Raw genomic sequence first — 18,763 nt, forward strand, 5'->3', positions numbered from 1 at the left:
CTATTCCTCCTCATTCTCCAACTGGTAAATAACATCTAAAATTCCTCTATTATATTCATATTCCATAAAATACTTACCAACAATAGCTTTTGTTTTCTCTGTCAATTCAAGTTCATCACGTCCTATTTCTTTTATCAATTTTTGGTCAAGCATAAACTTTTTAACAATAGTCATAAATCCCATACGACTTACAGTCTTAGCTGTCTGTTTTCTAACTCCCTCTTTAATATTATCCATAGCTTCCCATTTTTTCAGGATGCCTATCCAATTATATTCATTCTCTTGTTCTAAGCTTATAAGAGTTTCCTCATCAACTTGATTAAGACTATCCATACGCTTGTTCATACTGTCAAGCCAATCATTTATAGTAATGAAATCTCTTGTAGAATTAGCTGATTGGTAACTATCATAGAACTCCCCTATAAAAATAATAATAGCAACATACATAAGATAAATATCCATGTTGAGAGTTTTTGCAGGAAAATATATTCTTTTGATATCACTATTAGTTATATGATATATTGAGTTTTTAGTCAAAGGAACTAAATAAATATAATAGGCGGCAGTAACCACCGTACAATCTACCTCATTGGCAAATTCCATGACTAGGCTTCTTACGATTTCGTCTGTAAAGAATTTATTGCAATCAGTTTTTAATACTTCACCTTCAGCATTTAATTTTGAAAATATTTTGAATGCTTGAGTTATAAGTTCGTGGTTAATCATCTTCATTCCCCCCTAAGACTATTAACATATTTCTTACATAATAATTTCCGTCATAAGTTATTTCTTCTTTTAATTCAGTTGCTGTTATCATACTACCTATATCTATAAGTTTTTCAAAAGCTAATTTAAAAACATGCTCTCTACTGTTTACAATATCCAATATATTTAAAGGAGATAATTGATGGAGTATAATAAAGAAATCATAAAATTCTCTGGTACTGAACAATGGATTCTTACTGGATTTAATTATATCTTTTAGCGTAAAAGTATTTATATCTTTAATAATCAATAATAGCTCTTCAACAATATATGCATACACCCTTTGCTGTTCAACTAAAGTTTCACTTAATTCCCTATCTTCATCAACATCTATATAACTATCATTTTTCATCTGTTCCTCAGTTTTTCTGATCTTCTGCTTTGCAAATACTGTAAGTGGTGACCAAGTATAATAATTCTTTAATCTTAAGAAAGGGCTAGCCAATATTTTACCACTTTCAAAAGGTAATGGTACATTCATATATTTTCTTGTTATTTCCTGATCAAAATTAAATGATGTTAATCCAACGAAATAAAGGGATTCAGTCGCAGATTCAAGTGCAGTGGTTTTTAATTCAATACTTTCTTTTAATAATGTTGTATGTATATAATGTACTTTTGCAAGTTCATTGTCTATTTTTATTATTTGAATTAAAGCAGATTTTTCTTTTTTTGTCTGCTTAATATAATCATTCAATCTATTTTGGGTATCCCTAATGAAATCCATCAATTCTTCAAATTCTTCGTGTTCTCTTGTAAGTCTCCTATTTATATCACCAATTAATTCTTTATATCTTTCGTAAGTTTCATCAGATATAATATTCCTTTGTATGTCATGTTTTATATTATGTATCTTATCTTTTATACTGTTAACATTAATTCTCATTTCATCAATTTGTCTTAATGCACTGGAAAATTCACCTTTTTCCAATTGCTTCCTTAACAACAACTGACTTATGGATATTTGAAATTCACTATAATATTCTTTGGTTGCGAATATAAGCTCTAACCCCTGTTCATCCAAAACATAATATTGGATGTTATTAGTACTGTCCCATGAATCTGCTTTCAGTATAGAATAATCTACATAATCCAATTCCTTAGTTTCATAATTATAGAATTCTCTTCTGTTTCTTTTACCAGATGAAGGTCGAAAAACATCTATAATGCTCTTACTTATTTCAATAAAACCTGCTTGATCCAATTTCATTTTATTAAAAGATACTTCTTGTAGGTAATCAGCTAATTCCATAATACCTATTTTTTTATTTCTTATAAGCATATTTTCAAAGAAAAACATTAGAGTCAATAATCCTAGGCCAAAAAAATCTATAGTATTTCCTGCCCTATCTTTTTTCTGTTTTTTTTCCAAACGATATAGGCAGTCAAATAATGCCACCCTTTCTATTCGATCTCTATATCCTTTTGTTACATTCCTATAATCCATAAATAATTCATCCTTTTAGTATTTTGCATAATGTATTTTTACTTAAAATTTCTTGAGGATAATATTTTTTACTAGTTAGTACTTTCTTTATTAATTCTTTTTCTCTATCATTAAAATGAATAGCAAAATCATTTATAGCAGTATCATTTATTTTTTGAGTTACTTTACCTTGTACACCATCATATCTCATCATGGTTCTGTAATAATCAACAGCTGGTTTAACATTTATCTTATTAGCAAGACTATCATATATACTAATACCTTCGTTATCTAAATCTCCAAAATACTCATAAACATGTTTACCATTACAGTTTAGCTGTCTATCTAACATTTTGATACTAGAGATGATTTGCCATCCTTTTCCATATATTATAGTAGTATATTTAGATTCTTCTATACAACTAATCAAATGTAAAAAAGGTGTTTTGTTTTCTATAATTAGATGATAATGTATATCTTCATCGAATCTATTTTCATTAACTGCAAAAGATAATGGTTCAATGCGTTCATAAAATGACAATCTTTCCCATAAATGCAATCTTTTTAATACTGCTTCCCCACCTTTTTCTTGTATCCATTTCTCATCTTTCACCAGATTAAAGGAAGACTCGGGTATAAACTTTTCTTTACTAATATCAGGATTCTTATTAAGATAATCACTAATCAAGTCAATATAATATTCATCTTTATTATATATGGATTCTTTCAATGAAAAATAATCTTCTAAACTTATATGTCTATTTATTTCAAGTTGTTTCTTATATAATTTATTATAATAACTCTGAAGAAAATACTGCTTATTGATTCTGTACTTGTAATAAAGTGGTTGTGACATATTATTTAGTCCAGAGTTTTTTACAGGCTGTAGACCTCCATTTTCTTCAATGTCTTTTATATTATCTGACAGTTCATTATAAGTCATATTGCTATCATATATTTTCATTATTTCATCTAGTAGTATGTAAGTCTTTTTATAATTTGCAAGATAGTTTTCTAACCTTTTTTTCAACCTAATAAACCCCTTTCCTACAAAATTATCTATATATATGCTTATTATAGCATAATTTTTTCTAGCTATAATAATTTTCTGAAATAATATATAAAAATAACCTATTTAATTGTATCTACAAAAGATATAATCAAATAGGCTTTAGATATTACCATACGAGCTTCTATAATAATAAGTTATAATATTAAAATTATTTTATACTTAACTTATTAAATAATATTTATGCTATTACTACAAATAGATAAAGATAATGTCCAATCTAAAAATCAATATTGTCAGGTTCAGGGAATATCTTTATCCCATTATTCAATCCACTAATAGTCTTCATATCTTCCTCAGCAAGAGAAAAATCGAATACATCCCTATTAGAAACAATACGTGCTGGAGTTGATGACTTAGGAAGTGGTATTATATTTTTCTGTAGCAAGAATCTAATAGCTACCTGAGGTACTGTTTTCTTATATTTCTTAGCAATTTCAATCATATCTTCGTTACTTAATAATTCAGATATTCTATTACTCATCAATGGAGCATATGCCTCTAGATAAATACCAAATTTATTACAATACTCCTGTAGAACTCGGTTCTGTAATCCAACATGACACTCTACTTGATTGACTGCTGGAAGTATCTTAGCATTCTTAATCAGATCATCCAAATGATGAATATTAAAATTAGATACACCGATTGCACAAATTTTACCTTCTTCATACAATTCTTCCATAGCACGCCAAGAAGCACGAGTTTTTTCATAACTCTTTGGCCAATGAATTAGATATAGATCTATATAATCAAGTTGAAGTTTTTCCATAGAATCATAAAAAGCCTTTTTGGTTCCCTCATAACCCTGATCATCATTCCATAGTTTGGATGTGACAAATATTTCGCTTCTATCTATACCACTATCTTTAATTGCTCTTCCAACACCTTGCTCATTACCATAAGCTGCTGCTGTATCAATATGACGATAGCCGTTTTCAAGAGCACATTTTACACTATTATAAGCTTCCTCTATCTCAGCACGAAAAGTACCAAAACCCAATTGAGGTATTGTTACCCCATTGTTTAAATTCAATTTTAGCATCCTCATAACCTCCTATATTTATGATAAATACATTGTACTATATATAATTTATAATATCCACTAGAAACCAACAAAAAAAGAGAATAAAAATAAAAGCCATATCACAGCTTTTATTTTACATTCATTTATTGATATTTTTTCTAATCCGTATTTTACTCATACAATAGTTAATTCTTTCTTAGATTATATGTTATTTTCTATTTATCTACAATTACAGTATTCTTTATCATGCCTGATTTCCTTAGAACAGGGATTATAACAGTTGAAGTGTATGCTGCAACAGCAATCAGAATCAAATCTTTTACCATAAATGGAGCCATGGATTTAAAAATACTGAACAAAGGAATAGGCTTGTTTATATATAGATCTTTTATAAAATACAAATACACATTTCCTATTATGTAATCAGCTAAGAATCCAATTACAGCTATACCTAGTATATTAACGAAATTCAACTTGTTAGTCCTTTCAGTCATAAGACCAACTATTAGAGCTGCAATTGCAAAACCTATAATATACCCGAAAGTAGGGTTAAATACATATGAAAAGCCTCCTCCTACAGTAAAAACAGGTAATCCTATAAGACCTAACAGCATATATATTATTTGAGATAAAAAACCTGCCTTAGCACCTAATAATAAACCTGCATAAATACTGAAAAAAAGCTGAAAAGTTATAGGTACTCCAAAAGGAGTAGGAATACTTATCTTAGCACCAACCACCATTAATGCCGCAAAAATACCAATCATGATCATTTCTCTAAGTTGTAATTTCATAAATTCAGTCTCCTCGTAAATATTATTGTTAATTAGATAAACAGCTATATAAAAATCCCCTCATACTTTCATAAAATTAAAGTAAATATGTATTAATGATAAATTACACATAAAAATATAAGATAACCCATTGAATTTTAAGTTCTTAAATATTATACATTTACTACAATATATTGTCAACCTTTTTTATAAATAAGTTAACAATATTCTTAATTGAAAACGCAAAGAACTTATAGCTAATCTTTGCGTTTCATAAAGTAAAATCCATAAAAATGAATTATACCATTCTTGATATATTATTCTAAGTTGTAAGCAACATCTTCAACAGTAACCTTTTGTTCCATAACACCCTCATTATCAATTCTTCTATTAATCCTTATCATCCATAACGTAGCAATCCCAACAATTACAGCACATAACTTCCAGCTAAAGGCATAACTAGTCATTTCAAGAACCTGCCCCATAACGAATGGTCCTGCAGTAAAACCTGCTCCCATAATAATAGGTAAGACAGAACTCATTCTACCTCTATGATTAGCAGGTGTATGGTTCATGATAAATGGCATTACACTTATAGCTTCTAGAATCTCTCCAAGTGTGAAAATGAAAACTGAAACAAAAAATGCTGTTTTGGTTGATATAAAACCAAGTAAACCAAATCCAACTGTAAATAATATTCCAGCATAAAAAACTCTTTTCACATTGCTTTTCTTCTTAAATAATGAAGTTAGAACAGGGGTTAAAGCTACAACTATCGTAGCATTAAATGTTCCCAATATACCATAAAGTGCGGCACCGTCTATTGGAAAATTACTCTTAGCATGCATTGGCAGCATAAAAGACCATTGAGAATATACGAATCTATATCCAAAAAGTGCTAAAGAAAAAATAATAAGTGTTGGTCTTGAAAATAACACCTTGAATATGGAACCTTCTTCTTTCTTCTCCATTTTTCGATCTTCGGTTATCTCTACACTACCATTATTAATAGTTTCTCCAATAAATATAGCAATAAGTGTTATTCCCAATAAACCAGTTGCGGCATCAATTAAAAACAATAACTTAAGATTATGTTCAAATAGAAATCCTGCAAAAAGCTGAGCGATAGCATATCCAAAATTAAAACCCAAATAATTAAGTGAATATGCTCCTTGTCTTTCTTCAGGAGTTGTCAAATCAGCAGTTATCGCATCATGTGCTGGTCCAGCTAAACCAAATAGTACTCCAGACAAAATAAGTAAATATGCCATGTACATATTGGGTTGTAAAAAACAACATGAGCCATAACACAATATACCCAATGTCTCAAATATCACTATGATTTTCTTTCTACCCACAACATCACTTAATTTTCCACCTATTAAACTTGATGGAATGTATAAAATACCACTAAGGGCAATAAAAAAACCTGTTTCACTTTTACTTAATCCAATTTTGTCATTCAATAATAATGTAAGGAATGGGAAAACAAAAGCTCCCATTGCATTAACAGTTTTTGCAATGAAAATAATATATATCTCTCTTCTCAATCCTCTATACGGTGCTAATAATTCTTTAAGTTTATTCATAACTATGTCTCCTTCGGTATCTGCAATAAAATAAAGTCATGTATACGTATTAATACGATCCATGACTTTAATATAATAGTATTGTAAACATAGAGTTATAAATAATTGAACTATATAGCATGATTACATAAAACTCTTATCCCATATAAAATAACTACAATATAATAATAGCCACAGATCTACCTGTGACTAATTAATTATAGTATGTAAATTCACTAAACTATTTCATTAACTATTAGGTATCACAGGTTGTTTTACATTTTTAGATGTTAAATATAATGTTAAGGTATTGCCTATTGTCGTTTTCATAAAACAACCATCCTTTCAAATTAAAATTCTTTAAAGATTATATAATGATATATGTACATTTGTCAAGAACTTTTTATATTATATAACATTATTAAATATTGACTTACTATGTATTTATCATGTAACCAAACACACTATTCTGTTCAAAGCATAGCCTAATATTATAACTACTAATAGGAGCCTTCATAAATGGATCAACATAATCAATATCTCTATGTAATCAGTATAGATGCATTAAATAGTAATGATTTCCATTATATCAGAAATCTCCCTGTTTTCAGGTCATTTATTACTGAAGGATCTTATAGCAACAATATGCTTAGTATTTATCCAAGCTTAACATATCCCTGTCATACATCTATAATCACTGGTACTTATCCTAATAAACACGGTATTGTCTCCAACAGGAAATGTCAACCTTACCGATATAAAAACCCTGAATGGTATTGGTATGAAAATGACATACAAGTACCGACTGTATTTGATTATGCTATGAAACAAAACTACACATGTGCAAGCATATTATGGCCAGTAATGGCTGGTGCTGATATAACATATAACATTCCTGAATTATGGCCTATAGGACCATCTTGCTTTATAACCAACTACATTAAAAACAGTACCAAGAATCTAATTATACCAACTTTAAAAAATATCAAATTAAGCTGTTCAGCACAACCAACACTAGATGATACAGCAGAAAACATATCCAAATACCTTATATTAAAAAAGCAGCCTAATCTATTATTCATTCATTTTACACAGTTGGATTATATGAGACATAGACTTGGTATGAATACAATTGAAGCAAAAGATTTACTTGATAACTTTGATAAAAGATTAGAAAGACTTATAAACTGTACCAAAAAAGCTGGAATATATGAAAAAACAACTTTCATAGTCCTTGGAGATCACGGAATGAATGACTATGACAAATATATATGCATTAACTCTATATTCAAACAAAAACGATTACTAATAACTGACAAGAAAAATAGTATCATATCATACAAAGCTTTTGCTAATGCATGTGGCGGTTCAGCTCAAATATGTATGAAAAACAAATATGATAAATACCTATATGAAAAAATTTATAATATATTATTAGAACTACAATCTAATCCGATTAATGGAATCAAACAAGTATATACCAGTGAAAAGGTAAACAGATTATACCATTTGGATAACAGCTTCCAATTTGTTTTAGAAGCAGAAAATGGTTATGTATTTAATAATCATATTTGCAATAAACTAATAATACCTAGAACCAAGTTATCAAAACCTCATATAGCCGATCACGGATTTTTACCTACTCATCCTAATATGAAAACTGTTTTCTTCGCCAAAGGAAATAGAATTAAAAATACCTATATACACAAAATGAATCTAGTAGATATAGCCCCCACAATAGCAATGATCATGAACCTTCCTATGAAAAACATTGATGGCAATTGCTTAAAAAGCTGCCTTGAATATTAATCAAGACAGCTTTTAGAAATCCCATTTATTTAGAAATTATCACATAAAAGTTCGAAATATGATTGAGGATGTGCACATGCTGGACATACTTCTGGAGCACTTTCTCCCTCATGTATATATCCACAGTTACCACATTTCCACAATGTTTTTTCTGGTTTTGTAAATACTGTATTATTTTCAATATTGCTTAATAATTTTCTATATCTCTCTTCATGATGTTTCTCTACTTCAGCAATCTTCTCAAAAACGAATGCAATAGTATCAAATCCTTCTTCTTTTGCAACTTTTGCAAATGCAGGATATAAATCTGACCATTCTTCATTTTCTCCATTAGCTGCTGCTAGTAAATTGTCTTTAGTATCTCCAAGTGTAATAGGAAATCCAGCAGTTATTTCAATTGCTTCATGCTTATAGTCTTTTTTCAGGAACTTAAAAAATCTCTTAGCATGTTCTTTTTCATTATCTGCTGTCTCAGTAAATATATCTGATATTTGAACATATCCTTCTTTTTTTGCAGTAGAAGCATAAAATGTATATCTATTTCTTGCTTGTGATTCTCCTGCAAAAGATTTTAATAAATTTTCAGCTGTTTTAGTACCTTTTAATGATTTCATTTTAATTCCTCCAATATTAATTTTTTCTCCATAGTCCATGTACATTACAATACTCTCTTGCAAAAACATTATCAGCCTTTGGAACCATGAATGTAGCTTCTGGTTCATCATCAGGCGTCAATTCTTTTCTATATATATGTGAATCAGCAACTAATTCGATCCACATGATATAATGTTTCTCCATCATAGGATGAGTTTGATTTTCTCCTACTTTAACTTTATATCCATTATCTGTTTCTTCAATAAATGGAACATGTTTTTCTTTTGATGTATCAGCTGTTTGTTCTTCTAATAATTGCATCTTTTCTCCACAACATACAATTGGAGCACCATCACCTATAAAAACTTCAACAATGTTACCACAATGTGAGCACTTGTAGATCTCTAATTTTTTAGTCATTTTATTTCCTCCTCACTATTGATTCAATATGATTTCATGTGATTGATTGTTATACTATTATATTCTATCAAAAAACCAGCTTTCCTTGTATATTTAATAATAATTAAATCAACTTTCTGGTGATTCATTGAATTTGACTATGTTTTTCTGTTCATTATCACCAAAACCATAATATAAGCCATTATTATTAATATTGACACAACCGCTAGTAATATCCATAATCTTGGATTTAAAAACATCTTTTTTACCATACTCTACTAAAACAGTGTATATAACATTATCTTGGTACTGTGTATCATATATAATATAATTGTTTTGCAAAATTTCATACTGTACTTTACCTGATAAAGTATAGTTTACCTTAACGTCCATTAAATAATACAATATATTTTCTGCAACAACAGATGTCTCTAATCCTAATTTAGCACAACCACTATATGCTCTTACAAGTCCGCCTGTACCAAGTAAAGTCCCTCCAAAATATCTAGTAACTATCACTATAACATTTCTTAGATCCATTCCTCTGATGACTTCTAATATAGGCATTCCAGCAGTTCCACTAGGTTCTCCGTCATCACTGCATCTTTCTATAGGTTGCTTTAGTCCTATTGTATAAGCAAATACATTATGTGTTGCATTCCAATACTTTTTTCTTATTTGTTCCAAGAATATTTTTATTTCTTCTTCTGTCTCAACATGTTTAATTGTAGCTATGAACTTTGATTTCTTTTGCTCTAACTCTGCCTCATTATTATCATATATGGTTAAATATTTTTCTATCATTGAATTATCATCCTTAAAATTATTACATCATTTGAATTCTACTCTTTTATATTAAAACATTTTATTTTCTATCCATTCGGCAATATCTTCAAGCATATTTTTTCTGCTAGGTATTGCAGTATTACCTCTTAATTTATCTGCCAATATTTCAGAATTATATTTTTGTCCTATAAATAATTTAGGTAGATCATCTATGAATTCTTGATCTAAGCAATCTGAATAAATAATTACTTCTTTTATTATAGCATTTTTCATATTTAAATGAATTTGTATTTCTCCCCAACTTAATCTTGTTTCTAATACTACCTGAAATTCAGGTACTCTGCCATATCTCCAATCCCATGAAGCATTTTTTTCATATAACTTTTTTATCTCTTCATTTTCAAACCACAATGGGTCTTTTTCTATGATAACATCATTTTCATCCTGTGAATATTCATTTATGAAAGATCTTATACACATATCAGTAACTTTTTCTGTACTTAATCCTTCATAATAAGTAGCTAAATTAGATACTCTTGATTTAACTGATGTCACGCCTTTGGAACTCATTTTTTCTTTTGACACTTTTAAATATTTAGCAAGATTACTCATGTTCTCGTTAATGAGCAAAGTCCCATGATGAAGTGAAACTGATGATCCATGATAAAATGCATTACCGGAAAATTTTCTGCCATTGACAGTGAGGTCATTACGCCCAGTAAGTTCTCCATCAATTCCTAATTCACTACACATATCCAAAATAACTTTCAATTGCCTATTTAGGTCATAATCACCCTTGTTCATGACAAAAGAAAAATTCAGATTTCCAAGTCCATGATATACGGCTCCACCACCAGTTATTCTTCTTGATAGTTTTACTCCGTCCTTTTCTATAAGCGGAATATTGCATTCCCTCCAAGGATTTTGATTTTTACCTATAACTACTGTTTTATCATTCTTCCATAAATACAAAACACATGAATCTTTTTTAAGATTAGTAACCAAAAATTCTTCTATGGAAAGATTTTTCCATGGATCTAAACTTGTACTTATTATAACTTTTGCTTGTTTCATAAATACCCCCTGAGTAAAAGAAATAATTAAAACCTACTATAATTATACCCGCTAGTAACAATAATTTCAAATTGGTTTTCTTATTGTCTAGTCCTATTTAACAAAAAAATAAGCAAGTCAAAATTTATTTTGACTTGCCATAATCATTATGCATTCAATTGTTGAATTAATCCATTTAACTCTTCTTCATTCATAGCTCCAAAGGTTATTAGAGATCTAAGTGTATTGGTCCCTGCCATTTCCTGTATAGCATCTTTGTCAAATATGTCAGAATCACCAAACATCTTCTGCATATTTTCCATAATATTTTTAACTACCATTGCTCCTACTGGATGCTCAGCAATCTCAATGAATGTAGAGTTTCTATTAAAAGATTTATTTATTTTTTTGGTGGAATTAACTGTAATCTTTGTCTTAAGTGGTAAATCAACTACTGATGAACCTACTAGAATTTCAAAATCTCCCGTTTCTACATACCAATCTTTAATATCTACATTGTAATAAGCAAAAGAACGATTATTTAATATGAATCTGACTTTCTTTTCCTCTCCAGGTACTAATTCAACTTTTGCGAATTCTTTTAATTCTTTTTCTGGTCTGATAACTGATGATTCTACATCTCTTACATATAGCTGAATGACTTCTTTTCCAACCACGTCTCCAGTATTTTTAACTGTTACAGTTACCTCTACCTTTTCTGTATCTTGTATTTCTTTTTTATCTACTTCTATACCTTTATATTCGAAAGTTGTATAACTGAGTCCGTGCCCAAATGGGAATAAAGTGTCTATATCTTTTGCATCATAATATCTATAACCTACAAATAAACCTTCATTGTAACAGACTTTATTTTCTTTTCCCGGATAATTAAGTGCTGATGGATTATGTTTTAATTTCAAAGGGAAAGTCTCCGCTAATTTACCTGATGGATTGACTCTACCATATAGAATATCCGCAACTGCTCCTCCACCTGCTTGACCTCCAAGATATCCTTCAAGTACTCCTTTTACATTATTTATCCAAGGCATTTCTATAGGAGAACCATTAGATAATACAACAACAATATTTTCATTAACCCTACTCAACTCATTTATTAGATGAACTTGATTCTCTGGCATTTGTAAGTGTTTTCTATCATAACCTTCTGATTCATACCTATCAGGTAGACCAACAAATACTACAACTGTTTCATTTGCTTTCGCCAACTTAATTGCTTCATTTTCTATTTCTTCATTTGGTTCGTCAGCATCAATATCATATCCTCTTGCAAAACTTATTGTTCCTAATTTCTTCATTTCATCTAGAGCACTATGTAAAAATGTAGGATTGATATGAGAACTTCCTCCACCTTGATATCTTGGTGTATCAGCTAATTCACCTATAACAGCAGTTTTTTGCTCTTTAGCTATTGGTAAAACCTTATTATCATTTTTAAGAAGCACCATACATTCAGAAGCTACTCTTCTTGCTAATGCATCATGTTCTTGTTTGTCATACTTCATGTCTTTAGCTTTTTCTATACCCTTGAATACAAGTTCCAATATTCTCTGTACGACTTTATCTAAATCTTTTTCATCCAAGTTACCATCTTTAACTGCTTGTATTATCTTTTTATCATTAATACCTCCGTTACCAGGCATTTCTAAATCCATTCCTGCTTTTATTCCTTCTATTCTATCATCTTCTGCTCCCCAGTCTGAAACAACTAATCCTTCATAACCCCAATCATCTCTGAGGATTTCTGTTAATAGATTATGGTTATCTGCACAATATGTACCATTCAATTTATTATAAGCACACATCACTGTCCATGGTTTTGCTTCTTTTATAGCAGTTTCAAAACTTGCAAGATAAATTTCTCTAAGTGTTCTTTCATCAACAATAGTATCAACACTCATTCTTTTATATTCTTGATTATTGGCTGCAAAATGTTTTATTGATGTACCTACACCTTGGCTTTGGACTCCTAGTATATGATGTTTAGCTATTTGTGATGATAGGTAAGGGTCTTCTGATAAATATTCAAAATTTCTACCGCATAATGGTGATCGTTTGATATTTACTGCAGGTCCTAATAGAACTGCTACTTGTTCTGTCTGTGTCTCTTCACCTAATGCCACTCCAACCTTCTGCACTAGCTCTCTATTCCATGATGATGCCAATCCTACCCCGGAAGGGAAACAGGTTGCTGGTACAGAAGTGTTCATACCTAAATGATCAGCTTCTGCTGCTTGTTTTCTTAACCCATGAGGGCCATCTGTAACCATGATTGTAGGAATTTCTAACCTTTCCACTGGTTGTGTAGTCCAGAAATCTCTGCCTGAACATAATGAAGCTTTTTCTTCTAATGTTAATTCTGCCATGATTTTTTTGATTTTTTCTTGCATTTAATCTCCTCCTTGATTATATAATTTTACTATATGATAGTCACATATAAGTTTTTGTCTACTTATTTTTTCCCCAATCTGTTATAATAGAAATACTAGATGTTAATTATATTGTATATATTTATTGATAGTATGTATATCATTATATTTACTATTTTTTACCTATATTTTACCTATGGAGGTGATTATGTGTTTATTGGCAATATGGACTTCAGACAGATTTTCAATTCCTTTAAAATATCAGATATGTTTTTGAAAGAAGAATATCTATATAAAGAATTAAAAAATAACAGCTCTAGTTATACTCACTATCCATATGAACTGGAAAAGAAACTATATCAAGCAATTCTAACTGGTAACTTAGTTGATATAGAAAAGGTTGGTAATGAGTATAGTACTTATCCTCGTTCTGTCTTATGCCAAAACAACTCGATAAGATCTCTAAAAAACAACTTGATATGTAGCTGTGCTCTTATTACCAGAATGGCTATAGAAACTGGATTAGAAGAAAACTATGCGTATTTTCTCAGTGACCTATATATCAATAAAATAGAGTCATTAAATGAAGAAGAACTCTTGGTCAATTTAAATGCTATAATGATACTTGATTTCATGACTCAAATCAAAAATAGTCTAACTACCAATAAAAATAATTACTCTGATATAACTAAAAAAGTAATTAAATACATAGATGATAATCTATGCAGTAATCTTACCCTTACTGATGTAGCTAAACATATTAATACTAACAGTAGCTATTTATCAAGACTATTCAAAAAAGAAGTAGGTGTAAGTTTTACAAAATACATTCATATCAACAGGATTAAGAAGGCTCAACATCTACTTTTGTTTACTAACTTGTCACTAGTAGAAATATCCACTTTATTAGGTTATACTACTCAAAGCCATTTTTGTAAAATATTCAAACAGATTAGTGGTATAACTCCTAACAACTTCAAACAAAATCACGTCAAAAAAGTTTAAAATATAAATAGAACAAGAGGCTACATCTCATAAAAGATTTCAAAGAAATAGAAAGTAGTACTTTCCTATTTAATTAGAAAGCAAGCCTTTCGGCTTGCTCTTGATCTATAATAATTCATCAATAGCTACTACCATTCCAACTGGAGTAACTGTATTAGCTATTAGCTTATTAAGTATTATCATAACTTTATCTTTACAATCTGTTATTTTTGAAACGATATCCGATTCTAAGATTTTATTATCTTTCTTAAGTATTTCGATACCATAAGCTACCTTTAATGAATTTTTTTCATAATATGGGGTTTCAATTAAATAATACTCTAGGTTAATAATATGATTATTCTCAGTTACAACTTCTCTTGTTCCTTGTAGACGCTTTTTCATAATACCATCCCCTCTGTAATAAATTCTTATAGACATGTCCAAATTATCCCCTAGCTTGCTAGAAATATCTTCAAATATTTCCACAATATGTAGTGTCTTTGTTTTTCTGTATCAATACATATTGTAGTTTCATGCCTTATCCTCATTATATATTACTTAAAGTAGGTATTCTATATAAACATATCGCAAATCAATGTAGAAAATAACTTCTTTCGACGTATCATTTCAATACATATTAACATCTCTGTATAATACCGTCATATATATGATGTTACTGCGATATCTTTTTTTCAATTATTAACCCCTCCTGTTTTATTCTATAAAACCTCTCTTCCTATTCATTATTTCAACAATTTTTACCTTATTATAATAGTAATCAATATCCTTTCTATTGCATATAGTAGGATATTTTGAATTTTTAACAGCTATTTTACTTGCCATCAGATATTTAGCCAATTTTTCTTGCTCATATCTACGCTCTATAGATACTGCCAATGCTCCTACCAGCGAATCGCTAGAACCTATGTTGTCAGATATTTCTTTTGTTTCACTAATTACAGCTTTACATATTTTACTTTTAGATATTACATAAACACCATCATTAGAATCATATACCAGATAGTGTATTTTATTTAAAGTGAGAATATCATATAATTTTTTTAATATATAGTAATTATCATACGTTAACGTATCTATATCAACCAAATCGGAAATATTATCATCAGATATTTTCAGAGCAAATAGATTAAGGCTTAATGACTTTCTGAGATTTTGTCCTTTTAATGATGATATGATTTTTGTATCATGCTTAATAGCCATTTCTATGATATGTTCTGCAAAATCATAATCAGTACCTTTCGGCAAATCTCCACCAATAACTAATACCTTAGCATCTTTTATTTTATTTTGAAGTTTATGCTTTAGATTATTTTTATCTCTTTCATCTACTGTCATGTTATTATCAATCAATGTAGTTTCTGTTAAATTAATAGAGTCAACAATCTTATATATGGATTGACTCTCACCTATGTTAAAAATAAAATCTGATTTTATTCTGCTTTTCTGCATAACATTCTGTATAAATCTACCACCCATTCCCCCTAAAAATCCTAAGACATAAGGTTCTCCTTGGAGTAGCTTTATCATGTATGCAGTGTATATCGGGCTTTCTCCTAAAGTTATCCTGTAATCTTGTACCTTATTTTCACCATCCACTTCTAATCCGTCAATAACAGCTAACTTATTGATTGAAGGATTAAGTGCTATAGTAACAATCATTTTTTCCACCTCAACAATATCATTAATCTTATAGATTATTTAATATTATAACAGACCTTGCACTTTTAAACAAACAAAAACAGCTTTTAATGACAAAAAGATTACTCCATAAAGGAATAATCTTTTTGCATATTGTACTCTATCAAAAACTATACTCTAAATAGTAATTCATCATATGTTGGATATGGCCAAGCTTCCTCTGAAACGATTCTTTCAAGTTCATCACATGGTTTTCTCAATTCTTCCATAGCTGCAAATACTTTTTCTCTATATGCAAATGCCATACTCTCAATATTGCTCATGCTTTTTGCATCTTCGATAGCTTTATTAAGATTGGCAACTTTAACTCTTGCATCAAATAATAACTTAGATATTTTTGATACGATTTCTTCCTGAACAGATACATCTACTGAAGGACACACGCCTTTAATTTTGCTTATGGATTCAGCAACACTAGTCATATAACTTATGCATGCAGGTATAATCTGCTTTTTAACCATTTGAGACATTGTAAGTCCTTCTATATTAATTATCTTAGCATATTCTTCGTAAACGATTTCTTTTCTTGACTCTATCTCTTGTTTTGTGAATACACCATGTCTTTCAAATAATTCAACAGCATCTGGTTTATCAAAGTAAGAATAAGCTTCTACTGTTGATGATAGATTTGGAAGTCCTCTTCTTGCAGCTTCCTTAATCCAATCGTCTGAATAACCATCTCCATTAAATATTATTCTTTTATGGTCTTTAATCAATCTACCTATAACTTTTCTAAGTGAATCATTGAAGTCATCGGCTTTCTCTAATTCATCAGCTACTCTTCTAAGATATTCAGAAACAATTGTGTTAAGAACTATGTTAGGTCCTGCTATTGAAGCTGATGAAGGGCACATTCTGAATTCGAATCTATTACCAGTAAAAGCGAATGGTGATGTTCTGTTTCTATCAGTAGAATCTTTTGGAAGTTTTGGAAGTGTAGAAACTCCTACTTCTAATAATTCTACTTGTTTAGCTATATTAAGATCTCCTGCTTCTATTTGCTCAATAATCTTAGTTAGTTTGTCTCCTAAGAAAATAGATATTATCGCTGGTGGAGCTTCGTTAGCTCCTAATCTGTGTTCATTACCAGGATTAGCTGCTGATAATCTAAGTAGTGGGGCATATTCGTCAACAGCCGCAATAATTACTGAAACGAAAAGTAAGAATCTAGCATTATCTTGTGGTGTTTTACCTGGATTTAATAAGTTGACTCCTTCATTAGTAGCTAACGACCAGTTATTATGTTTACCTGAACCATTAACTCCTGCAAATGGTTTTTCATGTAATAGACAAACCAAGTCATGTCTAATTGCAACCTTTTGTATTATTTCCATCATTAATTGGTTATGGTCTGTAGCAATATTTGTTGTTGTGAATATGGGTGCTATCTCAAATTGTGCTGGAGCTACTTCATTATGTTTAGTCTTAGCAGATACTCCCATCTTCCATAATTCTATATCTAACTCTCTCATGAAACTAGAGATTCTTTCTTTTATATTACCGAAGTAGTGATCATCAAGCTCTTGACCTTTTGGAGGCATCGCTCCGAATAATGTTCTTCCAGTGAATATTAAATCTTTTCTTTGTTCATAGTATTTTTTATCTACTAAAAAGTATTCTTGTTCTGCTCCTACAGTAGTTATAACTTTTTTTGCTGTATTGTCACCAAATAATTCTAATACACGCATTGCTTGTTCAGATATGGATTCCATTGAACGAAGTAAAGGTGTCTTCTTATCAAGTGCTTCCCCTGTGTAAGAATAAAATGCTGTTGGTATACATAAAGTTACACCTGCTGAATCTTCTTTTAAGAATGCTGGTGAAGTTGGATCCCAAGCAGTATATCCTCTAGCCTCGAATGTAGCTCTAAGTCCTCCGTTAGGGAATGATGAAGCATCCGGCTCACCTTGAATCAATTCTTTTCCAGAGAATTCCATTGTTGCTCTTCCATCAGAAGTTAAAGAAATAAAAGAATCATGTTTTTCCGCTGTTTTTCCTGTCATTGGTTGGAACCAGTGTGTATAATGTGTTGCGCCTTTTTCGATAGCCCAGTCTTTCATTGCATTAGCAATAACTTCTGCTGTTGTTTTATCAAGTGTCTCTCCAAGTTCTATCGTTCTTTTAAGTGATTTATATGTTTCTTTTGGAAGTCTTTCCTTCATTACTGCATCACTAAATACATTTTTTCCGAATACATCATTAATACTCATAATATGTCCTCCTGTTAACATTTTGATTTTATATTTTTTTATCTTATCTTACGTTTTTTATATTTCAATATTTTTCATAAATAGCAAATAAAAAAAGCGTTACTAAGGGAACTCCCTAAGAACGCCATTGCTCTAAAAGTTTAACTGATTCGGACTCCTTCGTCCGTCTATATTTATATATACTATACCAT

At 30.0% G+C, this 18,763-nt stretch carries 16 protein-coding genes; 2 read left to right on the top strand and 14 right to left on the bottom strand.

Going from position 1 to position 18,763, the window contains the following annotated elements; genetic code table 11:
* From QMG30_RS02080 to QMG30_RS02105, 6 genes are all read right to left on the bottom strand, one after another.
* A complete protein-coding gene (locus QMG30_RS02080) occupies positions 1 to 726 on the bottom strand; it encodes a DUF6063 family protein (protein WP_281811720.1) in 726 nt (241 codons plus the stop codon).
* The gene (locus tag QMG30_RS02085; protein WP_281811722.1) at positions 719 to 2,212 is read right to left on the bottom strand and encodes a replicative DNA helicase; all 1,494 of its coding nucleotides are present in this window, start codon (positions 2,210 to 2,212) and stop codon (positions 719 to 721) included. The genes QMG30_RS02080 and QMG30_RS02085 overlap by 8 nt, the downstream gene beginning before the upstream one ends.
* Positions 2,213 to 2,219: 7 nt before the next feature.
* The gene (locus QMG30_RS02090) at positions 2,220 to 3,221 is read right to left on the bottom strand and encodes a Wadjet anti-phage system protein JetD domain-containing protein (RefSeq protein ID WP_281811724.1); all 1,002 of its coding nucleotides are present in this window, start codon (positions 3,219 to 3,221) and stop codon (positions 2,220 to 2,222) included.
* A gap of 259 nt (positions 3,222 to 3,480) precedes the next feature.
* Positions 3,481 to 4,305 (bottom strand): aldo/keto reductase, encoded by an 825-nt coding sequence (locus tag QMG30_RS02095; protein WP_330680635.1) that lies wholly within the window; start codon positions 4,303 to 4,305, stop codon positions 3,481 to 3,483.
* A 197-nt stretch (positions 4,306 to 4,502) separates the two neighbouring features.
* Entirely contained in the window at positions 4,503 to 5,081 is a 579-nt protein-coding gene (locus QMG30_RS02100) for a biotin transporter BioY (RefSeq protein ID WP_281811729.1), read from the bottom strand.
* 296 nt (positions 5,082 to 5,377) lie between these two features.
* On the bottom strand, positions 5,378 to 6,649 hold the full coding sequence (locus QMG30_RS02105) for an MFS transporter (protein WP_281811731.1): 1,272 nt from the start codon (positions 6,647 to 6,649) through the stop codon (positions 5,378 to 5,380).
* Between the two features lie 498 nt (positions 6,650 to 7,147).
* Between QMG30_RS02105 and QMG30_RS02110 the strand changes: the two genes are divergently transcribed.
* On the top strand, positions 7,148 to 8,437 hold the full coding sequence (locus QMG30_RS02110) for an alkaline phosphatase family protein (RefSeq protein ID WP_281811733.1): 1,290 nt from the start codon (positions 7,148 to 7,150) through the stop codon (positions 8,435 to 8,437).
* A 29-nt stretch (positions 8,438 to 8,466) separates the two neighbouring features.
* Here the strand turns inward: QMG30_RS02110 and rbr are convergent, their stop codons facing one another.
* From rbr to QMG30_RS02135, 5 genes are all read right to left on the bottom strand, one after another.
* On the bottom strand, positions 8,467 to 9,051 hold the full coding sequence (gene rbr / locus QMG30_RS02115; RefSeq protein ID WP_281811735.1) for a rubrerythrin: 585 nt from the start codon (positions 9,049 to 9,051) through the stop codon (positions 8,467 to 8,469).
* A gap of 16 nt (positions 9,052 to 9,067) precedes the next feature.
* Complete coding sequence (locus QMG30_RS02120; RefSeq protein ID WP_281811737.1) at positions 9,068 to 9,451, bottom strand: desulfoferrodoxin; 384 nt, start codon at positions 9,449 to 9,451, stop codon at positions 9,068 to 9,070.
* A 108-nt stretch (positions 9,452 to 9,559) separates the two neighbouring features.
* Positions 9,560 to 10,234, bottom strand: coding sequence for a YigZ family protein (locus QMG30_RS02125; RefSeq protein ID WP_281811738.1), 675 nt, complete (start codon positions 10,232 to 10,234; stop codon positions 9,560 to 9,562).
* Positions 10,235 to 10,285: 51 nt separating this feature from the next.
* The gene (gene lplA / locus QMG30_RS02130) at positions 10,286 to 11,290 is read right to left on the bottom strand and encodes a lipoate--protein ligase (RefSeq protein WP_281811740.1); all 1,005 of its coding nucleotides are present in this window, start codon (positions 11,288 to 11,290) and stop codon (positions 10,286 to 10,288) included.
* Positions 11,291 to 11,436: 146 nt separating this feature from the next.
* On the bottom strand, positions 11,437 to 13,677 hold the full coding sequence (locus QMG30_RS02135) for a glycoside hydrolase family 3 C-terminal domain-containing protein (protein ID WP_281811742.1): 2,241 nt from the start codon (positions 13,675 to 13,677) through the stop codon (positions 11,437 to 11,439).
* 189 nt (positions 13,678 to 13,866) lie between these two features.
* Here QMG30_RS02135 and QMG30_RS02140 point away from each other — a divergent pair, with 189 nt between their 5' ends.
* Complete coding sequence (locus tag QMG30_RS02140; protein WP_281811744.1) at positions 13,867 to 14,661, top strand: AraC family transcriptional regulator; 795 nt, start codon at positions 13,867 to 13,869, stop codon at positions 14,659 to 14,661.
* A gap of 105 nt (positions 14,662 to 14,766) precedes the next feature.
* On the opposite strand, the gene QMG30_RS02145 is transcribed toward QMG30_RS02140, so the two are convergent.
* The 3 genes from QMG30_RS02145 to QMG30_RS02155 all read right to left on the bottom strand — a co-directional run bounded on the left by QMG30_RS02145 (position 14,767) and on the right by QMG30_RS02155 (position 18,572).
* Complete coding sequence (locus QMG30_RS02145; protein ID WP_281811747.1) at positions 14,767 to 15,045, bottom strand: DUF6514 family protein; 279 nt, start codon at positions 15,043 to 15,045, stop codon at positions 14,767 to 14,769.
* A gap of 312 nt (positions 15,046 to 15,357) precedes the next feature.
* Positions 15,358 to 16,323 carry a PfkB family carbohydrate kinase gene (locus QMG30_RS02150; RefSeq protein ID WP_281811749.1) on the bottom strand — a complete coding sequence of 322 codons (966 nt, stop codon included), beginning with the start codon at positions 16,321 to 16,323 and terminating at the stop codon, positions 15,358 to 15,360.
* A gap of 149 nt (positions 16,324 to 16,472) precedes the next feature.
* Positions 16,473 to 18,572 (bottom strand): glutamine synthetase III family protein, encoded by a 2,100-nt coding sequence (locus tag QMG30_RS02155; RefSeq protein ID WP_281811751.1) that lies wholly within the window; start codon positions 18,570 to 18,572, stop codon positions 16,473 to 16,475.
* Between the last annotated feature and the right edge of the window lie 191 nt (positions 18,573 to 18,763).

The sequence above is a fragment of the Vallitalea longa genome, assembly GCF_027923465.1.
Taxonomy (GTDB): Bacteria; Bacillota; Clostridia; order Lachnospirales; family Vallitaleaceae; genus Vallitalea; species Vallitalea longa.